The organism is Bradyrhizobium sp. USDA 4541 (genome assembly GCF_024171085.1).
In the GTDB taxonomy this organism is placed as follows: Bacteria; Pseudomonadota; Alphaproteobacteria; order Rhizobiales; family Xanthobacteraceae; genus Bradyrhizobium; species Bradyrhizobium australafricanum.
The window spans coordinates 7742230-7767055 of the sequence record NZ_JALJZF010000001.1 but is presented as its reverse complement, the minus strand read 5'-3'; the positions used below and the strand labels follow the sequence as shown (position 1 = coordinate 7767055).

The 24826-nt window shown below is 65.4% G+C and carries 20 protein-coding genes; 13 read left to right on the top strand and 7 right to left on the bottom strand.

Annotated features, from left to right (window positions below; all coding sequences use genetic code 11):
* Positions 1-156: 156 nt before the first annotated feature.
* Positions 157-1236 (top strand): tartrate dehydrogenase, encoded by a 1080-nt coding sequence (locus tag J2R80_RS37335; protein ID WP_253640336.1) that lies wholly within the window; start codon positions 157-159, stop codon positions 1234-1236.
* 390 nt (positions 1237-1626) lie between these two features.
* On the opposite strand, the gene J2R80_RS37330 is transcribed toward J2R80_RS37335, so the two are convergent.
* The 3 genes from J2R80_RS37330 to J2R80_RS37320 all read right to left on the bottom strand — a co-directional run bounded on the left by J2R80_RS37330 (position 1627) and on the right by J2R80_RS37320 (position 4862).
* A complete protein-coding gene (locus tag J2R80_RS37330; protein ID WP_076827234.1) occupies positions 1627-2538 on the bottom strand; it encodes an NAD(P)-dependent oxidoreductase in 912 nt (303 codons plus the stop codon).
* A gap of 32 nt (positions 2539-2570) precedes the next feature.
* On the bottom strand, positions 2571-3821 hold the full coding sequence (locus J2R80_RS37325; RefSeq protein WP_253640335.1) for a Zn-dependent hydrolase: 1251 nt from the start codon (positions 3819-3821) through the stop codon (positions 2571-2573).
* Positions 3822-3944: 123 nt separating this feature from the next.
* Positions 3945-4862 (bottom strand): LysR family transcriptional regulator, encoded by a 918-nt coding sequence (locus J2R80_RS37320; RefSeq protein ID WP_057017643.1) that lies wholly within the window; start codon positions 4860-4862, stop codon positions 3945-3947.
* Between the two features lie 120 nt (positions 4863-4982).
* On the opposite strand from J2R80_RS37320, the gene J2R80_RS37315 reads away from it, so the two are divergent.
* From J2R80_RS37315 to J2R80_RS37290, 6 genes are all read left to right on the top strand, one after another.
* Positions 4983-5801, top strand: a complete 819-nt coding sequence (locus J2R80_RS37315; protein ID WP_253640334.1) for a putative hydro-lyase — start codon at positions 4983-4985, stop codon at positions 5799-5801.
* A gap of 87 nt (positions 5802-5888) precedes the next feature.
* The gene (locus J2R80_RS37310) at positions 5889-7136 is read left to right on the top strand and encodes an ABC transporter substrate-binding protein (protein WP_141339423.1); all 1248 of its coding nucleotides are present in this window, start codon (positions 5889-5891) and stop codon (positions 7134-7136) included.
* 290 nt (positions 7137-7426) lie between these two features.
* The gene (locus J2R80_RS37305) at positions 7427-8305 is read left to right on the top strand and encodes a branched-chain amino acid ABC transporter permease (RefSeq protein WP_026192487.1); all 879 of its coding nucleotides are present in this window, start codon (positions 7427-7429) and stop codon (positions 8303-8305) included.
* The gene (locus J2R80_RS37300) at positions 8305-9282 is read left to right on the top strand and encodes a branched-chain amino acid ABC transporter permease (RefSeq protein ID WP_253640333.1); all 978 of its coding nucleotides are present in this window, start codon (positions 8305-8307) and stop codon (positions 9280-9282) included. Before J2R80_RS37305 ends, J2R80_RS37300 begins: the two co-directional genes overlap by 1 nt.
* Positions 9279-10010, top strand: a complete 732-nt coding sequence (locus tag J2R80_RS37295; RefSeq protein WP_253640332.1) for an ABC transporter ATP-binding protein — start codon at positions 9279-9281, stop codon at positions 10008-10010. The genes J2R80_RS37300 and J2R80_RS37295 overlap by 4 nt, the downstream gene beginning before the upstream one ends.
* Entirely contained in the window at positions 9994-10698 is a 705-nt protein-coding gene (locus J2R80_RS37290; protein WP_018270525.1) for an ABC transporter ATP-binding protein, read from the top strand. The genes J2R80_RS37295 and J2R80_RS37290 overlap by 17 nt, the downstream gene beginning before the upstream one ends.
* Before the next feature lie 176 nt (positions 10699-10874).
* On the opposite strand, the gene J2R80_RS37285 is transcribed toward J2R80_RS37290, so the two are convergent.
* Both J2R80_RS37285 and J2R80_RS37280 read right to left on the bottom strand, forming a co-directional pair.
* On the bottom strand, positions 10875-11150 hold the full coding sequence (locus tag J2R80_RS37285; protein ID WP_229190449.1) for a hypothetical protein: 276 nt from the start codon (positions 11148-11150) through the stop codon (positions 10875-10877).
* A gap of 33 nt (positions 11151-11183) precedes the next feature.
* Positions 11184-11840, bottom strand: coding sequence for an aldolase (locus J2R80_RS37280; protein WP_057017647.1), 657 nt, complete (start codon positions 11838-11840; stop codon positions 11184-11186).
* On the opposite strand from J2R80_RS37280, the gene ltnD reads away from it, so the two are divergent.
* The 6 genes from ltnD (at position 11812) to J2R80_RS37250 (ending at position 21641) form a co-directional block, all read left to right on the top strand.
* Positions 11812-12948: an L-threonate dehydrogenase gene (ltnD, locus tag J2R80_RS37275; RefSeq protein WP_375162622.1), complete on the top strand. Its 1137-nt coding sequence runs from the start codon at positions 11812-11814 to the stop codon at positions 12946-12948. The two genes, J2R80_RS37280 and ltnD, sit on opposite strands and share 29 nt — an antisense overlap.
* 12 nt (positions 12949-12960) lie before the next feature.
* Complete coding sequence (otnI, locus tag J2R80_RS37270; RefSeq protein ID WP_253640331.1) at positions 12961-13743, top strand: 2-oxo-tetronate isomerase; 783 nt, start codon at positions 12961-12963, stop codon at positions 13741-13743.
* Positions 13740-15029, top strand: a complete 1290-nt coding sequence (gene otnK, locus J2R80_RS37265) for a 3-oxo-tetronate kinase (RefSeq protein WP_057017650.1) — start codon at positions 13740-13742, stop codon at positions 15027-15029. Before otnI ends, otnK begins: the two co-directional genes overlap by 4 nt.
* A 170-nt stretch (positions 15030-15199) precedes the next feature.
* Positions 15200-16891, top strand: coding sequence for a methyl-accepting chemotaxis protein (locus tag J2R80_RS37260; RefSeq protein WP_057017651.1), 1692 nt, complete (start codon positions 15200-15202; stop codon positions 16889-16891).
* A gap of 381 nt (positions 16892-17272) precedes the next feature.
* Positions 17273-20452, top strand: coding sequence for an efflux RND transporter permease subunit (locus J2R80_RS37255; RefSeq protein ID WP_253640330.1), 3180 nt, complete (start codon positions 17273-17275; stop codon positions 20450-20452).
* Positions 20439-21641 carry an efflux RND transporter periplasmic adaptor subunit gene (locus J2R80_RS37250; protein WP_057017653.1) on the top strand — a complete coding sequence of 401 codons (1203 nt, stop codon included), beginning with the start codon at positions 20439-20441 and terminating at the stop codon, positions 21639-21641. Before J2R80_RS37255 ends, J2R80_RS37250 begins: the two co-directional genes overlap by 14 nt.
* A gap of 183 nt (positions 21642-21824) precedes the next feature.
* Here J2R80_RS37250 and J2R80_RS37245 read toward each other — a convergent pair whose 3' ends face one another.
* Both J2R80_RS37245 and J2R80_RS37240 read right to left on the bottom strand, forming a co-directional pair.
* Positions 21825-23336, bottom strand: coding sequence for an acetyl-CoA acetyltransferase (locus tag J2R80_RS37245; RefSeq protein ID WP_253640329.1), 1512 nt, complete (start codon positions 23334-23336; stop codon positions 21825-21827).
* Between the two features lie 144 nt (positions 23337-23480).
* Entirely contained in the window at positions 23481-24614 is a 1134-nt protein-coding gene (locus J2R80_RS37240) for a nitronate monooxygenase (protein WP_057015745.1), read from the bottom strand.
* Positions 24615-24826 lie beyond the last annotated feature (212 nt).

Sequence of the window (24826 nt, the reverse complement as noted above, 5' to 3'; positions counted from 1 at the left end):
TTGGTATGAGGAGTGGGTGTCGGCGAATTTGGTGGGGCAGGGTCGCGCCGCCTTCAACACTGCACTGCAGCGTTGCGCTCGCGCAAAGTTTGGTCCATTGCAGGACCATCAGAATAGGCGGCATTGCCGGCCGGGCAAATCACAAGGGTGTTCTCGATGAGCAGCGCAAAGAAGCAGTATCGGATTGCGGTCATTCCCGGCGACGGCATCGGCAAGGAAGTGATGCCGGAGGGCCTGCGCGTCATCGAGGCGGCGGCCAAGAAGCACGGCGTCGACGTGAAGTTCGACCATTTCGACTTCGCTTCCTACGACTATTACGAGAAGCACGGCGAGATGATGCCGGCCGACTGGAAGAACCAGATCGGCAAGCATGATGCGATCTATTTCGGCGCGGTCGGCTGGCCGGCGAAAATACCCGACCATATCTCGTTGTGGGGATCGCTCATAAAATTCCGCCGCGAGTTCGACCAGTACGTCAATTTGCGCCCGGTGCGGCTGATGCCCGGCGTGCCGTCGCCGCTGGCGAACCGCAAGCCCGGCGACATCGATTTCTGGGTGGTGCGCGAGAACACCGAGGGCGAATACTCGTCCGTCGGCGGCCGCATGTTCCCGGACACCGACCGCGAATTCGTCACCCAGCAAACCGTGATGACCCGCACCGGCGTCGACCGCATCCTGAAATTTGCGTTCGATCTGGCGCAGTCGCGGCCGAAGAAGCATCTGACCTCGGCGACCAAGTCGAACGGCATCTCCATCACCATGCCCTATTGGGACGAGCGCGTGGAGGCGATGGCCAAGAAATATCCCGGCGTGAAGTGGGACAAATACCACATCGACATCCTGACCGCGAACTTCGTGCTGCATCCGGACTGGTTCGACGTCGTGGTCGGCTCCAACCTGTTCGGGGACATCCTCTCCGATCTCGGCCCGGCCTGCACCGGCACGATCGGCATCGCGCCGTCGGGCAACATCAATCCGGAAGGCGACTTCCCCTCGGTGTTCGAGCCGGTCCATGGCTCGGCGCCTGACATCGCCGGGCAGGGCATTGCCAACCCGATCGGCATGATCTGGTCGGGCGCGATGATGCTGGAGCATCTCGGCGAGAAGCAGGCGGCGGCTGCGATCGTCGGCGCGATCGAGCGCACGCTCGGCGAACACACGCTGCGCACGCGCGATCTCGGCGGCAATGCCGACACCACGGCATGCGGCAAGGCCGTCGCGGAGATGGTGGATTAGGCTGCGCCGTCAAGCACGGGGTCGTCCTGGCGAAAGCCAGGACCCATTACCCCGAGTGCTTGTTGTGTTGCTGGGTCTGACCACCGCCCTGCGCGATGACGCAGGCCGGTGGTAATGGGTCTTGGATCGCGCTCGCTACGCTCGCTTGTCCAGGACGACGTCGTTATTGATTGCTTCGCAATCTGCGTAGGGCGGGTTAGCCACCCTACGGCCACTGTCGTCCATGCGAAAGCAGGGACCCATAACCACAGGGTCTCGTTGTTGGGGCTCGCTGTGCCCCCAGCCTTCGTGACAATGGGCAGTGATGGTTATGGGTCCCGGCTCGCGCGGAGCTTGTCATCGGGCGGCGCTTTGCGCCGACCCGTTGGCTTGGCCGGGACGACGGTGAAATTACCCTTTCACGATCCTTCGGCAGTGCTCCCACGCCGCGTGGATCAAATTCTCGCTCGCCTCGGGCGTGCGGAAGGCGGAGTGCGCCGACAGCGTCACGTTCGGGATCCTGGTCAGCGGGTGATCCTTCGGCAGCGGCTCGATGTTGTAGACGTCGAGGCCGGCGTGGCGGATGTGGCCCGAATTGAGCGCATCGATCATCGCCAGCTCGTCGACGATCGCGCCGCGCGCGGTGTTGATCAGCACCACACCCTTTTTCATCTTCGCGATCTTGTCGCGCGTGATCAGGCCGCGGGTCTCGTCATTCAGCAGCAGGTGGATCGAAACCACGTCGCTGCTCGCCAGCACGGTGTCGAGATCGACGAATTCGACACCCGGATGGCTCTTGGCCGACCGGTTCCAGGCGATCACCTTCATGCCGCTGCCGAGTGCGATGCGGGCGACCTCGGCGGCGATGCCGCCGAAGCCGACCAGGCCGAGTGTCTTGCCGGTGAGCTGCATGCCGTCCTCTCGCAGCCAGTTGCCGGCGCGCATCTCGCGGTCCATCTGCGCGATCACGCGCGCCGACGACCACATCAGCGCGATCGCTGACTCCGCGACCGCGGTGTCGCCATAGCCCTTGATCAGGTGCACGGAGATACCGAGCTCGGCAAGCTCTTCCGGGTTCATGTAGCTGCGCGCGCCGGTGCCGAGGAACACGACGTGCTTCAGGCCGGCGCACTTCTTCGCAACATCGGTCGGCAGCGCGGTGTGGTCGACCACCGCAATCTCGGCGCCGTCGAGCACCGCCGGATAGTCCTCGGACTTGATGTCCGGGTTGCGGTTGATCCGCATCCTGGGATCGCCGGGCTTTTCCAGTCGTTCCGTGATGACAGCAAGCGATTCATTGGCGTCGACAAACACTGCGCGCACGAAAGCCTCCATCCGATGAGGAGAAATGATGATCAGGACGCGACGCCGGCGAGCGCCAGCACCGTATGCATCAGGACGTTGGCGCCGGCGGCGCAATCTGTCTGCTTGGCATCTTCCAGCTCATTATGGCTGATGCCGTCCTTGCAGGGCACGAACACCATTGCTGCCGGCATCACCGTGTTGAGGTTGCAGGCGTCGTGGCCGGCGCCCGAGGTGATGCGGCGGTGCGAATAGCCAAGCTGCTTGGCGGCGTTCTCGACCGCGTCGACCAGCTTCGGATCGAAGTGCGTCGGCGCCTTGCGCCAGACGAGATCAAGCCGCACCTCGACCTTGCGCTTTGCTGCGATCTCGCTCACAGCGGCACGTAGGTCGCGATCCAGCGCATCCATGATCCCAGCGTCGGCGCTGCGGCAATCCACCGTGAAGGTGATCTCGCCGGGGATGACGTTGCGCGAGGGCGCGGCGATCACGGCCTCGCCGATGGTGCCGACCGCCTTCGGGCCGTGCTTCTTCGCGATGCTCTCCATCGCCAGAACGATCTCGGACAGCGTCGCCAGCGCATCGCGGCGCAGCGGCATCGGGGTCGAGCCGGCGTGGCTCTCGAAGCCGGTGATCTTGCCGTCGTACCACAACACGCCCTGGCCGGAATCGACCACGCCGATGGTCTTGTTCTCGGCCTCCAGGATCGGACCCTGCTCGATATGCAGCTCGACGAAGCTGGTGAACTTCTGGCGGCCGACGGGGGCGTCGCCGCGATAACCGATCGTGTCCAGCGCCTGCGCCACCGTGACGCCCTCGGCGTCCTTGCGCGACAGGATGTCGTCGGTGGTGAAATCGCCGACATAGGCGGCCGAGGCCATCATCGCCGGCGCAAAGCGCGAGCCTTCCTCATTGGTCCAGTTGCAGATGCAGATCGGCAGCTCGGTCTCGATCCCGGCATCGTTCAGCGTGCGCACCATTTCGAGCGCCGCCAGCGTGCCGAGCACGCCGTCATATTTGCCGCCGGTCGGCTGGGTGTCGAGATGTGAGCCGACGCCGATCGGCGGCTTCGACATATCCCGTCCTTTCCTCAACCCGAACATCGAGCCGAGCGCGTCGACCTGCACCTCGAGGCCGGCGTCCGCGCATGCCTTGCGGAACCAGTCGCGCACCTGCTTGTCTTCGGCGCTCAAGGTCAGCCGCCGCACACCGCCCTTGGGCGTTGCACCGAACTGCGCGGTTTCGTGGATGGTGCCCCAGAGGCGGGCGGAATCGATCTGCAGGTTGGTGGCGGCTCGGCTCATGCTGACATTCCATTTGTATTCGGTCATTCCGGGATGGTCCGAAGGACCAGACCCGGAATCTCGAGATTCCGGGTTCGATGCTCGCGCATCGCCCCGGAATGACAGTTCATCTCCGGCAATCGTTCAATGACGCGCCACTCTCGCGCCGTCAACCGCCACGCTCGTCTGCGCGATCTGCCTGGCGAGATTGGCGACGCGCTCGATGGCGACCGCATCGGGCGAGGCGAGCCAGCTCGCGGTGAAGGTGAGGGGCGGCAGCTTGAGGTCGGTATCGAGCAGCAGCAAGCGCCCGTCGGCAAGCTCGTTCTCGACGATCGCCGCCGGGATCACCGCGATGCCAAGCCCTTCATTGGCCATGTGGATCACGGTCGCGAGCGAGGTCGAGGCGTGCAGCCGGATCGGCGGCAGATCGGGGGCGTTGAACAGCGCGCGTACGGTCTCGTAGGGCTGGGTCTTGCGCGGAAAGGTGATGATCGGAAACCGCGCCAGGTCCTGCCGCGCCACCGGGCCGTCGCCGAGGCCGAGCGCCGGGCTCGCCAGGAAACCGATCGGGTAATCGCACAGCACGTGGTTGTGCGCGCCGGACGCCGAGACCGGTCCAAGCACGAAGGCGAGCTCGATCTCCTGCGCCAGCAGCCGCTGCGTCAGATTGGGCGTGATGTCGACCTCGATCTCCAGCGACAGGTTCGGGTAGACCTCGTTGACGCTTTTGACGAGGCGCGGCAGCCAGGTGTGCACGATGGTCTCCGCGACACCGAGCCGCAGCGCGCCGCGCATCGCCGAACGGTCGCCGACCTCGGCCATCATCTCCGAACGCAGGCCGATCAGCTTCTCGGCATAGATCATCATCAGCCGCCCGCTCGGGGTGGGCGAGGCCACCCGGTGGTCGCGGTTGAGCAGCTTGACGCCCATTTCGCGCTCGAGCTGGGCAATGCGCTGGGAGATCGCCGGCTGGGTGGTGTTGAGCCGCTGGGCGGCGCCGCGGAAGCTGCCGAGCTTGACGACCCAGAGAAATGTCTCGATCGAGCGGAAGTCCGTCATTGGAAGCATTTTCCCGATCGATAAATCTGCTTTATCGATTTTGATTAGAAAGGACGATTAGACATTATATCACGCTTGGTGTTGGTTTGTCCTTGTCGAGATTATGGGCAGGAGAATCCCATGACTGTTTTTGCGGCAGTGCAGCGATCTCAGGGGGAGCCAGTGCTGGCGAGCGTCGAAGCGCGCCGCGCTTGCCGTGACGGCGTGGCCTCGGCCACCACAGCCGGTCTCGCCAACGGTTTCGTCCAGGGCAATCTCGCGATCCTGCCGGAAAAGCTCGCCGGCGCCTTCCACCGCTTCTGCCAGCTCAATCCGAAGCCGTGCCCGATCATCGGCATGTCTGACGTCGGCGATCCCCGCATTCCCTCGCTTGGCCTCGACCTCGACATCCGCACCGACGTGCCGCGCTACCGGGTCTGGCGCGACGGCGAGGTGGCGGACGAGCCGACCGACATCACCAAATACTGGCGCGACGATCTCGTCACCTTCGTGCTCGGCTGCTCCTACTCGTTCGAGGAGGCGCTGCTGGATGAGGGCCTGCCGATCCGTCACATTGAACGCAATCTGCGTGTGCCAATGTACCGCACCAATATCGCCTGCAGCCCGTCGGGGCCGTTCGCTGGACCCATGGTGGTGTCGATGCGCCCGTTCAAGCCGGCGGATGCGATCCGCGCGGTGCAGATCACCTCGCGCTTCCCGTCGGTGCATGGCGCGCCGGTCCATCTCGGCCATCCGCATGCGATCGGCATCAATGATGTCGCCAAGCCCGACTACGGCGATGCGGTACCGGTCGCCGATGACGAGATCCCGGTGTTCTGGGCCTGTGGCGTCACGCCGCAATCGGTGATCGCAAGTGCGAAGCTGCCGTTCGCGATCACGCATTCGCCGGGCCTGATGCTGGTGACCGATCTCAGGAACAAGCAGCTCGCTGTGCTCTGAATAGGCAATTCGTGCAATTCATTGAGGCTTTACTGCGCGCTACAAGCGTCACATCGATAATAACAAGCTGACCAAGGGGAAATTTCGATGACGATCTCTCGCCGTAACGTGTTGCTGGGTGCCACTGCCGCCGCGGCGCTCGGTCCGATGGCCGCGCGCGCGCAGACCAGTGAAGTGGCAATCGGCGTGATCTATCCGCTCTCGGGCGCCAGCGCCCAGATCGGCGTCGATGCGCAGCGCGCGTTCGAGACCGCGGCAGACATCATCAACAAGAACTATGACTTCGCATTGCCGCTCGCCAAGGGCGAGGGCCTGTCCGGCCTCGGCGGCGCCAAGGTCAAGCTCGTATTCGCCGACCACCAGGCCGATCCGCAAAAGGGCCGCGCAGAAGCCGAGCGCCTGATCACGCAGGAGAAGGTCTGCGCCGTGATCGGCACCTATCAGAGCGCGGTCGCTGTCACCGTCAGCCAGATCTGCGAGCGCTACGGCGTTCCGTTCCTCTCGGCCGACAATTCCTCGCCGAGCCTGCATCGGCGCGGCCTGAAATACTATTTCCGCGCCTCGCCGCATGACGAGATGTTCTCGACCGCGATGTTCGACTTCTTCGATGCGATGAAGAAGAAGGGCCAGAAGATCGAGACGCTGGCGCTGTTCCACGAAGACACCATCTTCGGCACCGATTCGGCGAACGCGCAGACCAAGCTCGCCGGCGAGCGCGGCTACAAGATCGTGGCCGACATCAAGTACCGCGCCAACTCGCCGTCGCTGACCGCGGAGGTGCAGCAGCTCAAGGCGGCGAATGCCGACGTGCTGATGCCGTCGAGCTACACCACCGACGCGATCCTCCTGGTCAAGACCATGGCCGAGCTCGGCTACAAGCCGAAGAACATCATGGCGCAGGACGCCGGCTTCTCCGAGAAGGCGACCTACGACGCGGTCGGCGACAAGCTCGAGGGCGTGATCTCGCGCGGCAGCTTCTCGCTCGACCTGGCGCAGAAGCGTCCGATGGTCGGTCTCATCAACGAGATGTACCGCGCCAAGTCGGGCAAGGACTTCAACGACTATTCGTCGCGCCAGTTCATGGGCCTGATCGTGATGGCGGACGCCATCAACCGCGCCAAGTCGACCGACGGCGAGAAGATCCGCGAGGCGCTGGTCGCCACCGACATGCCGGGCGATCAGACCATCATGCCGTGGCGGCGCGTCAAGTTCGACGAGATGGGTCAGAACAACTTCGCCGATCCGGTGCTGTTGCAGTACTCCGCGAAGAACTTCGTGACGATCTTCCCGGAACAGGCCGCCGTCTCCGAGGCGATCTGGCCGATGAACAGCTGATCGGTCGGGCGCCAGAGCGTCCGTTCCGATCGTATCGGAACGGAGCTCTGGATTCTTGTTGCGACGCGTTTTCCTAGCGCGAACCGGTATCCACTTCGCTCGAAAACGCTATTGAGGGGGCAGACGGCGGTGACAGCCGAAGACATCATTCAGAGTCTCGCATGTTCCGTCATTGCGAGCGAAGCGAAGCAATCCACGTCTCCGCGAAAAGGAAGCATGGATTGCTTCGTCGCTTCGCTCCTCGCAATGACGGGGGCTAAAGACAATGGTCGGAACATGGAGCGTCGACGGTGACAGCCGAGACCATTATCCAGAGTTTGGCGAGCGGCCTGTTGATGGGGCTGCTCTACGGACTGATCGCCGCAGGCCTCGCATTGATCTTCGGATTGATGGACGTCGTGAATTTCGCGCACGGCGAGTTCCTGATGATCGCGATGTACGCGACCTTCTTCCTGTTCGCGTTCTTCGCGATCGATCCCTTGCTCTCGGCGCCGCTGGTCGCCGCGGCGCTGTTCGTGTTCGGCGCGGTGGTCTATCTGTTGATCGTCCGCTTCGCGATGCGCGCCAAGGCCAATGCTGGCATGGTGCAGATCTTCTCGACCTTCGGGCTGGCGATCGTGATGCGGGGCCTCGCCCAGTTCTTCTTCACGCCCGACTACCGCAGCGTGACCAACTCCTGGGTCGGCGGCAAGACCGTGTCGATCGCCGGCATCTATCTGCCGGAGCCGCAGCTGATCGGCGCGATGCTGTCGATCGCGGCCTTCGTCGCGCTCTACTTCTTCATCAATCGCACCGATTTCGGCCGCGCGCTCGAGGCGACGCGCGAAGACGCCGGCGCGGTGGCGCTGGTCGGCATCGACAAGAACCGCGTGTTCGCGCTCGGCTGGGGCCTCGGTGCGGCGCTGGTCGGCCTCGCCGGCGCCATCATGGCGATCTTCTTCTACGTCTACCCCGACGTGGGCGCGTCGTTCGCCCTGATCGCCTACGTCACCGTGGCGCTCGGCGGCTTCGGCAGCGTATTCGGCGCCTTTGCCGGCGGCATCATCGTCGGCCTGGTGGAAGCGACCACCGCGCTGATCCTGCCGCCGTCGCTGAAATCGGTCGGCATCTATGCCGTTTACCTGCTGGTCGTCTTCATCCGCCCGCGTGGCCTGTTCGGATCGATGTGATGGACACCCAGTTCGCCCAACGCCGCAGGCGTGACCTGATCGTGGCGGCCTGCCTCGCGGTGATCGCCGCGCTGGTGCCGCTGTTTGTCAAGGACGTCTACGTCCAGAACATCATGGTGCTGACGCTGATGTATGCGGCGCTGTCGCAGAGCTGGAACATCCTGTCCGGCTATTGCGGACAGATCTCGCTCGGCCATGCGCTGTATTTCGGGCTCGGCGCCTATACCACCGCGCTCTTGTTCACCAAGTTCGGCGTGCTGCCGTGGTTCGGCATGCTGGCGGGCGGGGCGATCTCCGCATTGATCGCGATGGCGCTCGGCTACCCCTGCTTCCGCCTGCGCGGGCATTATTTCGTGATCGCGACCATCGTGATCGCCGAGATCGCGCTGCTGTTGATCCAGAACTGGGATTGGGCCGGCGCCGCGCTCGGCATCGACATCCCGGTGCGCGGCGACAGCTGGCTGAAATTCCAGTTCACGCGCTCGAAGCTGCCTTACTTCTACTTTGCGCTGGCGCTGGCCTGCATCGCCTGGTTCGTCACCTGGTGGCTGGAGGATTCCAAATGGGGCTATTGGTGGCGCGCCGTGAAGGACAATCCCGATGCCGCCGAAAGCCTCGGCGTGGTCGTGTTCAATTCCAAGATGGGCGCGGCGGCGGTCTCGGCCTTCCTCGTTGCGGTCGGCGGCAGCTTCTACGCCCAGTTCGTCTCCTACATCGATCCTGAAAGCGTGATGGGCTTCCAGTTCTCGCTGCTGATGGCGCTGCCTGCGGTGCTTGGCGGCATCGGCACCTTGTGGGGCCCGGTGCTGGGCGCGGTCATCCTGATTCCGCTCACCGAGCTGACGCGCTCGTTCATCGGCGGCTCCGGGCGCGGCGTCGACCTCATCGTCTACGGCACGCTGATCATCGTGATCTCGCTGGCGCTGCCGCGCGGACTGGTCAGCGTGTTCTCCCTGCGCAAGGGAGCTGCACGATGACGGCGCTGTTGGAAACGCGCGGAGTATGGCAGCGCTTCGGCGGCCTCGTCGCCAACAGCGATGTCTCGATCTCGGTCGGGCGCGGCGAGATCGTCGGCCTGATCGGCCCCAACGGCGCCGGCAAGTCGACGCTGTTCAACCTGATCGCGGGCGTGCTGCCGCCGAGCCAGGGCTCGATCATCTTCGACGGCGAGGACGTGACCAAGCTGCCGGCGGCGGAACGCTGCCAGCGCGGCGTCGGGCGTACCTTCCAGGTCGTCAAGAGTTTTGAGACCATGACCGTGATCGACAACGTCATCGTCGGCGCGCTGATCCGCAACACCAAGATGCGCATCGCGCGGCAGAAGGCCTACGAGGTGCTGGAGTTCTGCGGCCTTGCCGCGCGCGCCGACAAGCTCGCCGCCGACCTCGTGCCGTCGGAGAAGCGCCGGCTCGAGGTGGCCCGCGCGCTCGCGACCGAGCCGAAGCTGCTGCTGCTCGACGAAGTCCTCACCGGGCTGACGCCGGTCGAGGCGCAGACCGGCGTCGAGCTGGTGCGGAAGGTCCGCGCCGCCGGCATCACCGTGCTGATGGTCGAGCATGTGATGGAGATCGTGATGCCGCTGGTCGATCGCGCCATCGTGCTGAATCTCGGCAAGGTGCTGGTCGAGGGCAAGCCGACTGAGGTCGTCCGCAATCCGGAAGTCATTTCTGCCTATCTCGGGGATCGTCATGCTGTCGGTGCGTGAAGTCACCACCGCCTATCAGGGCCTGGTCGCGATCTCCTCGGTGTCGATCGACGTCACCAAGGGCGAGATCGTCTGCGTCGCCGGCGCCAACGGCGCGGGCAAGTCGACGCTGTTGAAATCGATCGCCGGCGCCGAGCGGCCGCGCGCAGGGACCGTCACCTTCGACGGCAAGCGCATCGACGGCCAGCCGCAGCACGTCATCACGTCAAGCGGCATTGCTTACGTGCCGGAGAACCGCCGGCTGTTTCCGCGGCTCTCGGTGCGCGACAATTTGCGCCTCGGCAGCTATCTCTACCGCAGTCAGTCTGACCGCGACGCGCCGCTCGATCTGGTGTTCAAGCTGTTCCCGCGGCTTGGCGAACGGCTCGACCAGCGCGCCGAGACGCTGTCCGGCGGCGAGCAGCAGATGCTTGCGATCGGCCGCGCGCTGATGACGCGGCCGCGGCTTCTGATGCTCGACGAACCGTCGCAGGGCATCATGCCGAAACTGGTCGACGAGATATTCCAGGCCGTGAAGCGCATCCGCGACGCCGGCATGACGGTCCTGATCGTCGAGCAGCGCATGGCCGAGTGCCTCGAGATCGCCGACCGCGCCTACATCCTGCAGACCGGCCGCGTGCTGATGCAGGGCACCGCCGCCGAGATCAGCGGCAATCCCGACGTGCGCAAGGCGTATCTGGGGCTGTAGCGACGGAATATCTCCACGCTCGCACCTCCAGCGACAAGGGCTTTGCCTTTGCGCGGGGATGACGCCAGTGTATGTGGTGCGCGCAATCCAGCCCGTAGCCCGGATGAGCGCAGCGACATCCGGGGCGTCCCGCATATCGCTGCGCTCATGCGGGCTACTGATCCAGCCCACGCAGCCTACTTGCCCTCGTCGATCTTCTCGACCTTGGCGGCGAGGTCCGGCACGCGGCTGACGCGGTAGGTCGCGTTGCTGCATGTCAGCGTCCAGGCCTCGTTGTCGGGCTTCGAGAGCTTGTCGTCCCGCTCGGCCTTGAGCGGTTTGTCGCAGGCATAGCCTTGCGCGCGCAGCTGGGTTGCCAGCATGCCTTGCAAGGTCTCTTCGGTCCGTCCGTCCGACGCCGCAAGGCCGACGGCGAACGGAACCGCTAACGCCAAGCCTGTGAACCTCATCATGACTGTCTTCCGCATATCGATCCTCCGCTTGATCTAGTGAGGGTGATCCGGCAGCACGAGCCCGAACGTCCTGGTCAAATCCGCCACCTGGTCGGGCGACAAATAGCGCGGGTTCAGGCCGCGCAGCAGCAGATAGAGCTTTGCGGTTTCCTCCAGCTCCTCGGTCGCGAACACCGCCGTTTCCAGCGTATCGCCCGACACGACGGGCCCATGATTGGCGAGCAGCACCGATGAATATTTCCCGGCCAGTCCCCGGATCGCGTCGGCAACGGCCGGATCGCCGGGGCGATAATAGGGCACCAGCGCGGTCTGGCCGCACTTCATGACGTAATAGGCGGTCATCGCCGGCAGCGCGGCGCGCGGGTCGATCTCGGGCAGCATCGAGAGCGCGACCGAATGGGTCGAGTGCAGGTGCACCACGGCGCCGGCGGAGGCGCGCGTCTGGTAGAGCGCGGTGTGCAGCGGCACTTCCTTGGTCGGGGCGTCGCCGGAGACGAGCCGGCCGTTGCCGTCGAGCCGCGACATTTTCGCCGGATCGAGGAAGCCGAGCGAGGCGTTGGTCGGCGTCACCAGCCAGCCGCCGTCCGCGAGTCGGACGCTGATATTGCCCGAGGAGCCCGGCGTCAGGCCGCGCTCGAACAGCGAGCGGCCGAAGCGGCAGATGTCCTCACGAAGCTTTGTTTCGCTCATCCGGTTTCGCTCGCCGCGCCATCTTTGGCGCTATCCGTTTTCCGCTTTGTCTCATGCTTTGGCAGCGCGGCCAAGCCGTGATAGGCAAGCAGCAACGAGCATGAACCGGGCCCGGAAGGCCGCGCTGGCGCAAAGTGGCAGCCGGTTTTCCGAAAAGGTCATGCTCAAACAACTAAAAATGTTCAGGGATCGCCAAATGTCCAGTTCCGCAACATCACGTGTCGCCGTCATCGGGCTGGGCTCGATGGGATACGGCATGGCGACCTCACTCAGGCGGGCCGGTTTCGAGGTGACCGGCTGCGACGTCACGGCCGATGCGGTGGCGCGCTTCGTCGCCGACGGCGGCAAGGGCGCCAAGTCGCCGGCCGAGGCGGCCCGGGATGCCGACATTGTCGTCAGCGTCGTCGTCAACGCGGCGCAGACTGAAGGGATCCTGTTCGGCAAGGACGGCGTCGCCGAGACCTTGGCCAAGGACGCGGTCTTCATCTCCTCGGCGACCATGGACCCTGATATCGCGCGGCGCCTCGCAAAGCAGCTCGAGGCGACCGGCCGGCACTATCTCGATGCCCCGATCTCCGGCGGCGCGCAGCGCGCGGCGCAGGGCGAATTGACGATTCTCGCCTCCGGCAGCGCCGCGGCATTTGCGAAGGCGCGGCCGGCGCTGGATGCGATGGCGGCAAAGCTCTACGAGCTCGGCGATGCCGCGGGGCAGGGCGCCGCGTTCAAGATGATCAACCAGCTGCTGGCCGGCGTGCATATCGCGGCCGCCTCCGAGGCGATCGCCTTCGCCGCCAAGCAGGGGCTCGACATCCGCAAGGTCTATGAGGTGATCACCGCCTCCGCCGGCAATTCCTGGATGTTCGAGAACCGCATGCCGCATGTGCTCGACGGCGACTATGCGCCGCGCAGCGCCGTCGAAATTTTTGTGAAGGACCTCGGCATCATCCAGGACATGGCGCGCAATGCACGCTTCCCGGTGCCGGTCTCGGCCGCGGCCTTGCAGATGTTCCTGATGACCGCGGCCGCCGGCATGGGCCGCGACGACGATGCGTCGGTGGCGCGGATGTATGCGCAGGTTACCGGCACCAAGCTTCCAGGCGAGAAATAAGAGGATCCTGCAATGCCCCGTTTTGCCGCCAACCTCACCATGATGTTCAACGAGGTCCCGTTCCTCGATCGCTTCGAGGCGGCCGCGAAGGCGGGCTTCACCGCGGTCGAGTTCCTGTTTCCTTACGACCATCCGGCCGAGGAGGTCGGCAAGCGGCTGAATGGCAATGGGCTGACGCAGGCGCTGTTCAACCTGCCGCCGGGCGACTGGAACGCCGGCGAGAAGGGGTTTGCCGCGCTGCCGGACCGTTTCGCCGACCTCCAGCAAAGCCTGAAGACCGCGCTGCCCTATGTGCAGGCGACCGGCGTCAAGCGGGTGCATCTGATGGCGGGAATAGCCGACCGCAGCGATGCCAGGGCGGTCGCCGCGTTTCGCAAATCGGTCGCCCATGCCGCAGAGTTCTTCGCGCCGCACGGCCTCGACGTCGTGATCGAGCCGATCAATCCGCGCAACGTGCCCGGCTACCTCCTCAACGACTTCATCTTCGCGCGCGATCTGATCAACGAGCTTGGTATCGCGAACCTGAAGCTGCAGTTCGACATCTACCACTGCCAGATCATCCATGGCGACGTCACCATGCGGCTGCGTGAAATGATGCCGATCATCGGCCACGTCCAGATCGCGTCGATCCCCTCGCGCAACGAGCCCGACGGCGAGGAGCTGAACTATCCGTTCCTGTTCGGCGAGCTCGACCGGCTCTGCTACGGCGGCTTCGTCGGCTGCGAGTACAATCCGCGCGGCAAGACCACCGACGGTCTCGCCTGGTTCAAGCCCTATGCCGGAGTGAAGCCGTGACGCGAGCCGGAAAACTGTCTCTCGGTTGCATCGCCGACGACTATACCGGCGCCTCCGACCTCGCCAACACGCTGACCCGCGCCGGCCTGCGCACGGTGCAGACCATCGGCGTGCCTGCGGACGATCTCGCGCTGCCCGAGGTCGACGCCGTCGTGGTGTCGCTGAAGAGCCGTTCGATCGAGGCCGGCCTCGCCGTGACGCGTTCGCGCGCAGCGGAGGCCTGGCTGCGCGGCCGCGGTGCCAAACATATCCTGTTCAAGATCTGCTCGACCTTCGATTCAACCGATGCCGGCAACATCGGCCCCGTGATGGACGCGCTGCGCGCCGATTCCAGGGATGCCATCGTGCTGGTGACTCCGGCATTCCCGGAGACCGGCCGCACCGTCTACCAGGGCAATCTGTTCGTCGGCTCGGTGCCGCTGAACGAGAGTCCGCTGAAGGACCACCCGCTCAACCCGATGCATGATTCCAATCTGGTTCGCGTGCTGGCGCGGCAAAGCACGACCAAGGTCGGCCTGGTCGATCTGGCGACGCTGAGCCGTGGCGCGGACGCCGTCCGGGCAAAGCTCGCCGAGCTCACGCAAAGCGGCATCGGCGCCACCATCGTCGATGCGGTGTTCGACCGCGACCTCGAGACCATCGGGCAGGTCGCGCTGGATCACCGTCTTTCAGTCGGCGCTTCCGGGATCGGGCTTGGCCTGGCGCGGGCGCTGGTCGCCGCGAGCAAGGCCAAACCGGACAGCGCGGATGCGATGCTGGCGACGCCGGTCGGCGGCCCGGCGGCGTGCCTTGCCGGCAGTTGCTCGCAGGCGACCCTGCGCCAGATCGCAAACGCCGAGAAAGTGATGCCGGTCCTGCACCTCGATCCCGAGCAGGTGGTCGCCGGCAAGGACGAAACGCAGCGTGCGCTCGCCTGGGCCAGAGACCGGCTCGGGGCGGGGCCAATCCTGATTGCGAGCAGCTCGACCCCGGATCAGGTGGCAGCTGTGCAATCCCGTCATGGTCGCGATGCAGCCGGGCATGCCATCGAGCAGGCGATGGCCGACATCGCGGATGGTCTGGTGCAGTCGGGCGTGCACAGGCTGGTGGTCGCCGGTGGTGAAACTTCGGGCGCCGTGGTCGATCGCCTGCGCATTCCTGGATTCCTGGTCGGTGCGGAAATCGCCGCCGGCGTGCCGGTTCTGCGAGCGGTCGGCGCCGGGAGAGGCGAGATGGTGCTTGCCCTGAAATCAGGCAATTTCGGCGGGCCGGAGTTTTTCTCGGATGCGCTCGTGTTGATGCCTTGATGCGGCTGGCGCGCATCATGCCACGGTGTCGAAGAGCGCCTCCGTAGTTCAACGGGGAACCAAATTAACCCTACTTAAGGAGGGGGGCTGGCTTTGATGTCTGCGGCGTCCCGCCACGCCCCCAGCCATTCGATCGGGCTTCGCGAGCCCGATATCAAGAGACCCCCACGATGTTCGCCAAATTCTCGATCCGCGCCAAGATTATTGCCGTGGTTGCGTTCCTGCTTGTCGCGATGACGGGCATGGGCCTGCTCGCGGTCGTGAATTTACGGTCGATCAACGCCAACACTGTCGACATCACGACGAGCTGGCTGCCGAGCGTGCGTGCGCTCGGCGATCTGCGCGCCGGCGTCATCACCTATCGCAACGTGATCCGCGAGCACATGCTGTCCGAGACGCTAGAGGACAAGCTCGCGCAGGAGAAGACCCTGACCTCGGTGGTCGACGCCAACCTCAAGGTCCGCGCGATCTACGAGCCGCTGATCGCGACCCCCGCGGAGCGCGCGCTCTACGATCAATGGGTCGATGCCTGGACCCGTTACAAGAAGGGAACCGAGGAGGTGATGGCGCTGTCGCGCAGGGATGTCGGCAAGGCCCCGCACGATGCGCATGAGCTGAACGCCAAGACCGTCAACAAGATCGGCCTCGAGGCCGACGAGATCCTGCGCAAGGACATCGAGCTCAACAATGCCGGCGCCGACAAGGCGGCGCAGGAGGCGGCAAACAGCTACGCGTCGGCCGTCATGCTGCTTGCGATGATCCTTGGCGCCGCCATCATCGTCGGCGTCGGCGTCAGCTTCCTGATGATCCGCGACGTCTCGGCCGGCATCGCCTCGATCGTGAGCCCGATGCAGGCGCTGGGCCGCGGCGACCTGACCGCAAACGTCCCGCATCAGGGCGAGAAGACCGAGATCGGCGCGATGGCCGATACGCTGCAGGTGTTCAAGGAAGCCCTGGTCGCCAAGAAGGCGGCCGATGAAGCCGCGGCTGCCGACGCCGAAGCCAAGATCGAGCGCGGCCGCCGGGTCGACACCATCACCCGCAATTTCGAACAGATGATCGGCGAGATCGTGCAGACCGTGTCGTCGGCCTCGACCCAGCTCGAAGCCTCCGCCGGCACGCTGTCGTCGACCGCCCGGCGTTCGCAGGAGCTGACCACCTCGGTTGCCGCGGCGTCCGAGGAGGCCTCGACCAATGTCCAGTCGGTGGCGTCGGCGACCGAGGAGCTGTCGTCGTCGGTGACCGAGATCAGCCGCCAGGTGCAGGAGTCGGCACGGATGGCCGGCGATGCCGTCGGCCAGGCGCGCACCACCAACGATCGCGTCAGCGAGCTGTCGAAGGCCGCCGCGCGGATCGGCGACGTCGTCGAGCTGATCAACACCATTGCCGGCCAAACCAATTTGCTGGCGCTGAACGCCACCATCGAGGCGGCACGCGCCGGCGACGCCGGCCGCGGCTTCGCCGTGGTGGCGTCCGAGGTGAAGGCGCTGGCCGAGCAGACCGCCAAGGCGACCGGCGAGATCGGCCAGCAGATCGCCGGCATCCAGACCGCGACCCAGGAGTCGGTCGGCGCGATCAAGGAAATCTCCTCGACCATCGAACGGCTGTCGGAAATCTCGTCCACCATTGCGGCCGCGGTCGAAGAGCAGGGCGCGGCGACGCAGGAAATCTCCCGCAACGTGCAGCAGGCGGCGCAGGGCACCCAGCAGGTCTCGGCCAACATCACCGACGTCCAGCATGGCGCCAACGAGACCGGCTCGGCGTCGAGCCAGGTGCTGTCGGCGGCCCAATCGCTCTCGGGCGACAGCAGCCGCCTCAAGCTCGAGGTCAGCAAGTTCCTCGACGCCGTCCGCGCCGCCTGATCCGGCGGCGCCGCTCGGGCGGCCGCCATCCTTCGCCTAACCGATGCCGACGTGGTGGGCTGACCCGGCCCACCACGTTTTACATTTTCGCAGAGCAGCGATGCGTTAACCTCGCGTCGGCCGAAATAGCATCCTCGGCCGGCTCGCATTCGCAGCAGAGCCGTCTCTTTTTGACGATGATCCGCACGCGATCGGCGGCACTGCGCCCGGCATGGTCGCTCGGAGCGCGCAGCCTCACGCACTATGCCGAGGAAGTGAAAGCCGCCGCGGCTCCGCGGGTTGGCGTTTTGCCCGGCATCGGGTAAATCGGCCGCTACGGAACGGCTTTTGCAATGTCGATTCCTCTGCCTGGGCGGGCTTCATTTCGGGAACGCTTGTTTTATGATCGCACTGGTCCGTATCGCGCTGAGCCGGCCATATACTTTCGTCGTGCTCGCGATCCTGCTGTTGATTATCGGACCGCTGGCGGCGTTGCGCACGCCGACCGACATCTTCCCGGACATCCGCATCCCCGTGATCGGCGTGGTCTGGCAGTACACCGGCCTGCCGCCGGACCAGATGTCCGGCCGCATCACCACGCCGTTCCAGCGCGCGCTGACCACGACCGTCAACGACATCGAGCACATCGTCGCCAATTCCTATAACGGCGTCGGCATCATCAAGATCTTCTTCCAGCCCAACGTCGACATCCGCACCGCCAATGCGCAGGTCACCGCGATCTCGCAAACCCTGCTCAAGCAGATGCCGCCGGGCGCGACGCCGCCGCTGATCCTGAACTACAGCGCCTCGACGGTTCCGATCATCCAGGTCGCGCTGTCGGGCGAGGGACTGACCGAGCAGAACCTCGCCGATATCGGCATCAACCAGCTGCGCACGCCGCTGGTCACGGTGCCTGGTGCGGCGATCCCGTATCCGTTCGGCGGCAAGCAGCGCCAGGTCCAGATCGATCTCAATTCGACCGCGCTGCAGGCGCGCGGCCTGTCGGGCCAGGACGTCGCCAACGCGCTCGCCGCGCAGAATCTGATCACGCCGGTCGGCACGCAGAAGATCGGCAATTTCGAATACACCATCAACCTCAACAACTCGCCGCTGCGGCTCGAGGAGCTCGGCGACCTGCCGATCAAGCAGGTCAACGGCGCGATGGTCTATGTGCGTGACGTCGCCTCGGTCCGCGACGGCAATCCGCCGCAAACCAACATCGTCCATGTCGACGGCAACCGCTCGGTCTTGATGATGGTGCTGAAGGCCGGCGCCACCTCGACGCTCGATATCATCTCCGGCATCAAGCAGAAGGTGATCGAGGTCAAGGACCAGATGCCGGATGCGCTCAAGATCGGCTTCATCGGCGACCAGTCGGTGTTCGTCCGCGGCGCGATCACCGGCGTCGCCTTCGAGGGCGTGATCGCCGCGCTGCTCACCAGCATCATGATCCTCTTGTTCCTCGGCAGCTGGCGCTCGACCGTCATCATCGCGGTGTCGATCCCGCTGTCGGTGCTCGGCGCCATCATCATGCTGTCCCTGATCGGCGAGACGCTGAACATCATGACGCTCGGCGGCCTCGCGCTCGCGGTCGGCATCCTGGTCGACGACGCCACGGTGACGATCGAGAACATCAATTATCACCTCGAGCAGGGCAAACCGGTCGAGCAGTCGATCCTCGACGGCGCCAACCAGATCGTGACGCCGGCCTTCGTCTCGCTGCTCTGTATCTGCATCGTGTTCGTGCCGATGTTCTTCCTCACCGGCGTGGCGCGCTTCCTGTTCGTGCCGATGGCCGAAGCGGTGATGTTCGCGATGATCTGGTCGTTCATCCTGTCGCGCACCCTGGTGCCGACCATGGCGAACTATCTGCTGCAGGCGCATGTGCATCACGAGGGCGCGCCGCCGAAGTCGCGCAATCCCCTGGTCTGGTTCCAGCGTGGCTTCGAGGCGCGGTTCGAGCGCATCCGCGCCGGCTATCGCGGCCTGCTCGCGATGGCGCTCGGTCATCGCACGGTGTTCGTGAGCTGCTTCCTCGCGGTGGTCGCCGCGTCGTTCCTGCTGGTGCCGTTCCTGGGGCGCAACTTCTTCCCGTCGGTCGACGCCGGCAACATCCTGATGCATGTCCGCACCCAGGTCGGCACCCGCGTCGAGGAGACCGCCAACCAGCTCGCCGACATCCAGAAGGCGATCCGCAAGCTGGTGCCCGGCGAGATCGAGACCATGACCGACAACATCGGCATGCCGATCTCCGGCATCAACATGACCTACAACAACACCGGCGTGATCGGTCCGCAGGACGGCGACATCCAGATCCGCCTCAAGGAAGGCCACAAGCCGACCGAACAGCATGTCCGCGCACTGCGTGAGCAATTGCCGCGGCTGTTCCCGGGCACCAACTTCGCGTTCCTGCCGGCCGACATCGTCAGCCAGATCCTGAACTTCGGCGCGCCGGCGCCGATCGACCTGCAGATCCGCGGCGCCAATCTCGAGGCCAACTTCGCCTATGCCAACAAGCTGCTGGCCGGGATCAAGCGCATCCCCGGCATCGCCGATGCGCGGATCCAGCAGTCGCCGAACAACCCGACCTTCAACATCGATGTCGACCGCACCCGCGCGCAATATGTCGGCCTGACCGAGCGCGACGTCACCAACTCGCTGGTGGTCAACCTCGCCGGCTCCTCGCAGGTGGCGCCGACCTATTATCTCAATCCCGATAACGGCGTGTCGTATTCGATCGTGATGCAGACGCCGCAATACCAGATCGACTCGCTGAGCGCGCTGCAGACCCTGCCGATCACCGCGACCGGCAACACCCAGGCACCGATCCTCGGCGGCATCGCCGACATCAAGCGCGCGACCTCGAGTGCGGTGGTGTCGCAATATGACATCCAGTCGCTGGTGCAGATCTACGCCACGACGCAAGGCCGGGATCTCGGCGGCGTCGCGACCGACGTGCGCAAGCTGATCGCCGACACTGCCAAGGAGGTGCCGAAGGGCTCGTCCGTGGTGCTGCTCGGCCAGGTGCAGACCATGAACTCGGCCTTCACCGGCCTCTTGTTCGGCCTGCTCGGCGCCGTCGTGCTGATCTACTTCCTGATCGTCGTGAACTTCCAGTCCTGGTCGGACCCGTTCGTGATCATCACGGCGCTGCCCGCTGCGCTCGCCGGCATTGTCTGGATGCTGTTCACGACGGAGACCACGCTGTCGGTTCCGGCGCTCACCGGCGCCATCATGTGCATGGGTGTGGCGACGGCCAACAGCGTGCTCGTGATCAGCTTCGCCCGCGAGCGCTATGAGGAACTCGGCGATCCCGTCGCGGCGGCCCTGGAAGCCGGCTTCGTCCGGTTCCGCCCGGTGCTGATGACCGCGCTTGCCATGATCATCGGCATGGCGCCGATGGCGCTGGGGCTGGGCGAGGGCGGCGAGCAGAACGCGCCGTTGGGCCGGGCCGTGATCGGCGGCCTGATCTTCGCCACCTTCGCGACGCTGATGTTTGTTCCCGTGGTATTCAGTATGGTACACAAGAAGCAAGGCGCCAAAGCCGCCGCCTCATCGGAGATTCCGCATGCCGCCCACTGAAAAGCGCCCCCCGGTCTCACGCCGGAAGCTGGGCATCTTCGGCGTGGTGGCCCTGGTAGGGGCGGGCCTGATCGTCGGCACCGGGATCCGCGCCCGTGAGGAACAGGACACGCGGCTGAAGGAATGGACCGACGACCAGGCCATTCCGACCGTCGCGGTGGCGCTGCCCAATGCCAAGGCGCTGAGCCCCACGATCGACTTGCCGGGCCGGCTCGAGGCCTATTCCCGCGCGCCGATCTATGCCCGGGTGTCCGGCTATCTCAAGAACTGGGACGCCGACATCGGCGCCCGCGTCAAGGCCGGCCAGGTGATCGCCGAGATCGAGGCGCCCGACCTCGACCAGCAATTGCTGCAGGCGCGCGCCGATCTCGCCAGCGCCCAGGCCTCGGCCAAGCTCTCCGAGGCCACGTTGAACCGGCGCAAGACGCTGGTGGCCTCGAACTTCGTCTCCGCCCAGGAGATCGACGAGCGCACCGCCGACCTTTCCAACAAGAACGGTGCGGTCAAGGCCGGCCAGGCCAATGTCGAGCGGCTGGAAGCGCTCGCCGGATACAAGAAGATCACGGCGCCGTTCGACGGCGTGGTGACCTCGCGCGACACCGACGTCGGCGCGCTGATCAACGCCGGCGGCAACTCGGGCCCGGCGATGTTCACGATCTCGGACATCACCAAGCTGCGCGTCTATGTCAACGTGCCGCAGAACTACGTCCCGGCGATCAAGATCGGCGCTAAGGCGACGCTGGCGCTGCCGGATTACCCGAACCGCACCTTCCAGGCGACGGTGGAAGCCTCCTCGCAGGCGGTCGATGTCGCCTCCGGCACGACGCGGATGCAACTCGGGCTCGACAACTCCTCCGGCGAATTGATGCCGGGCAGCTATGCCAGCGTGAAGCTCAATCTGCAGCGCGAATCCACGCCGCTCAGCATTCCCGCCAGCGCGCTGATCTTCAACAGCAGTGGCCTGCGGGTCGCAACCGTCGGTCCTGACGACAAGGTGCTGTTCAAGACCGTGAAGATCGGCCGCGACCTCGGCAAGGAGATCGAGATCGCAACCGGCCTCGCGCCCGACGATCGCATCATCACCGCCCCGCCGGACGGCCTCGCCGACGGCGACCATGTCCGCGTCACCGGTGCCGGCGCCAAGGGCAAGCCGACCACGGCATCCGAAAAGCAGGACGTGAAGGGGTAGGGGAGGACAGGTAAGCTCGTTCCTGCCTCTCACCTCAAGCCGCTTGCTCTGCCGTCATCCTGAGATGCGCGCCCTTGCGCGCCTCGAAGGATGGGATCACGACGGTGTTCGCAGCCCATCCTTCGAGGCTCGCTCCGCTCGCACTTCAGGATGACGGCGGATTTTGCGGCGTGGCAGGAATTGTCAGCCCACCCGCCATTCCAGCATGCCATCGCCGGCGGTGACGATGTCGCCGGTGGTACCGACCGGCGTGCGGTCCATGTCCTGCAGATAGGCCAGCGTCGCCGTGTCGCTCGCCGGGATGCGGCCGAGCGTGCGCCGGCCGTCCTCGGTGCGCAGCATGGTGACGCCATGCTCGACTTCGCCATTGGCGCGATAGATCACGGTGAAGGCCTCGATCTTGCCCTTTCCCGCAGCCTCGGCGGTGAAGTCGGGCACGTTGCGCCTGTTGCGGTCGGCCTCCGTCTGCACGGACGTGTCCTGCTTGAGCGCGACGTTCGGCGCCGCGCGCGACAGCACGAGGCCATGATGCTTGGTGACGAAGCCGCCCTGGCCATAGAGCAGGCCGAGCGTGCCGCCGCTTCGGAGCTTGCGCACCATCGCGCAGGCCGAGTGCGTCATGTAGGTGTTGAGCGGCGCGCCGAAGAACGTCAGACCACCCGTCACGGTCGGCTGCACGTCGGCACCGAGGCCGAGCGTCCGGCGCGCCATCTTGGGCACGCAGGGGAAGCAGCTATAGAGCTCGATCGCGTCGAACTTCTTGCCGTCGCCGCCGACGAGATCCATCACCGCCTTCAGCACCGCGGTCTGCGCGTGGCTTTCGACGAACTGATCGCGGATCAGATAGTCGCGCGGCTCTTCCGCCGAGGCGCCGCCGAGCGGATAGATCAGCTTGTCCTCCGGCACGCCGGCCGCGCGCGCCTTCGCGAGGCCGGTCAGGATCAGCGCGCCGCCCATGTTCACCGTCGGGTTCGCCACCATCAGCTTTGTATACGGCCAGGCGATCATCCGGTTGTCGGGCGTGGCCGTGGTGATCTCGTCGCCGGTGAACGTCTTCTTCAGCCACGAGTTCGGATTGTCGGCCGCGACGCGCGCATAGGTCGACCATAGCTCGCCCGATTCCTTCAGCGCGTCGCGCGGCGTCTGGCCCCAATGCGCCGATGTTGCGGATTCATAGAGCGGGTAGACCGTGATCGGCCTGAACACGCCGAGGCTCACGGCCATCGGCTTCTGGAACGCGGCGCCGCGCTTCGGCTCCTCCACGTCGTGCGCGAACGGCGTCCACGGCAGCTCCACGCCGGCACGCTGCGCCTTGGTCGCCGTCGACTGCGCCTCCGCGCCACAGACCGCGGCGACGCTGCATTCGCCGCGCGCAATGCGTTGCGCAGCCTCGTGCAGATAGCGGATCGGACTCTCGCCGCCGACCGGGCCGTAATAGAGATGCGAAGGCTGAATGCCGAGCCGTGCGGCGAGCTGCTTCTCGGGATCACGGTAGCGCCAGCTCAGGAAGTTGACGACGTCGAGCGACTGCACGTCGGACAGCAGCCTGGCGCCGCTGTCCGCCTCGGCGCGCTTCAGCGCCTCCTCAAGCAGCGTGAGCGGCTCGAAGCCGGCGGCGATGTCCTTCGGACGATCGACAATTTCGCCGACGCCGACGATGACGGGAATGCGGTCTTCGGGGATGCTGTTCGACATTCTTGTTGGTTCACTCTGCGGTCTTGGGCTCGATGGTTGTTATGGGCGTCATTGCGAGCGAAGCGAAGCAATCCATGTTCCGACACGGGGAAAGGTGGATTGCTTCGTCGCTTCGCTCCTCGCAATGACGGCGGGGAGGGATCGTCACTCCGCCACCAGCGCGTTCATGTGCTCGACAGCTTCGACGAACTCTTCCTTGAACTCCTGCACCACGGCGCCGGCGGATTTGACGCTGTCGATCAGGCCGACGCCTTGGCCGACGAAATAGCTGACGAGATCGCGGGCCTTCTCGTTACCACCAGCTGCGGCGCGGTCGATCGCGTTGAAGGCGTCGCGGCTGATGATGCTTTGCAGCGGCATCGGCAGCGCGCCGGGGCTTTCCGGCGAGCGGTCCCAGGCATCGGTCCAGACCGAGCGGAGCTGCCGCGCCGGCTTGCCGGTGCGGCCCTTGGAGCGCACCGCGTCGCGCGAGGAGGCCGCGATCATCTTCTCGCGGAAGATCTCCGACGTCTCCGATTCCACCGTGGCCAGCCACACCGAGCCGGTCCAGGCGCCGGCCGCGCCCATCGCCATGCAGGCCGCCATCTGGCTGCCGGTCATGATGCCGCCGGCGGCGAGCACCGGCACGTCGCGGATCTTTTTGACCGCCTTGATCACCTCCGGCACCAGCACCATGGTCGAGACCTCGCCGCAATGGCCGCCGGCTTCGGTGCCCTGCGCGACCAGGATATCGACACCGGCCGCGACCTGGCGCAGCGCGTGCTCCTTGGAGCCGACCAACGCCGCCACCGGCACGCCGTGCTTGCGCCCCATCTCGATCATCGCCTTCGGCGGCACGCCGAGCGCATTCGCGATCAGCCGGATCGGATGCCGGAACGAGACTTCGAGCAGTTGCAGCGCGGTCTCGGCGTCGAACGGCTGCGGCTGGTTGTCGGCGACGTTGCGGCCGGTCAGCTCGATGTCGTATTTCTTCAAGAGATTGCGGGTGAAGTCGCGATGCTCCTGCGAGACCCGCGCCTCGAGGCTTTTCCAGGTGACGTTCTTCTCGCCGGCGGTCGAGATGTTTTCCGGGATCAGCACGTCGATGCCATAGGGCTTGCCGTCGACATGCGCGTCGATCCACTTCAACTCCTGCTCCAGCGTCTCCGGCGAATGCGCGGTCGCGCCGAGCACGCCGAAGCCGCCGGCGCGGCTGACCGCCGCCACCACGTCGCGGCAATGGCTGAAAGCGAGCAGGGGGAAGTCTATCCCCAGCATATCGCAGATCGGTGATTTCATGGACTGGTTCTCTCCCGGCGGCTGCTTCTTGTGCTTGTTGGCGTCAGCCGCTGCAACGCTAGCGCATCACGGTCCGCGAAGCCAAGCGGGTTTCGGCCACGGCGATCTTGCGTGCAGGCGCTGCTCCGGCTGCATCCCTCGCAGCGCATTCCGCTGGATAGAAAATGCGATCCGCGGGGTGGGCAAAGCGCAGCCCGCGCACCATCTAGTGC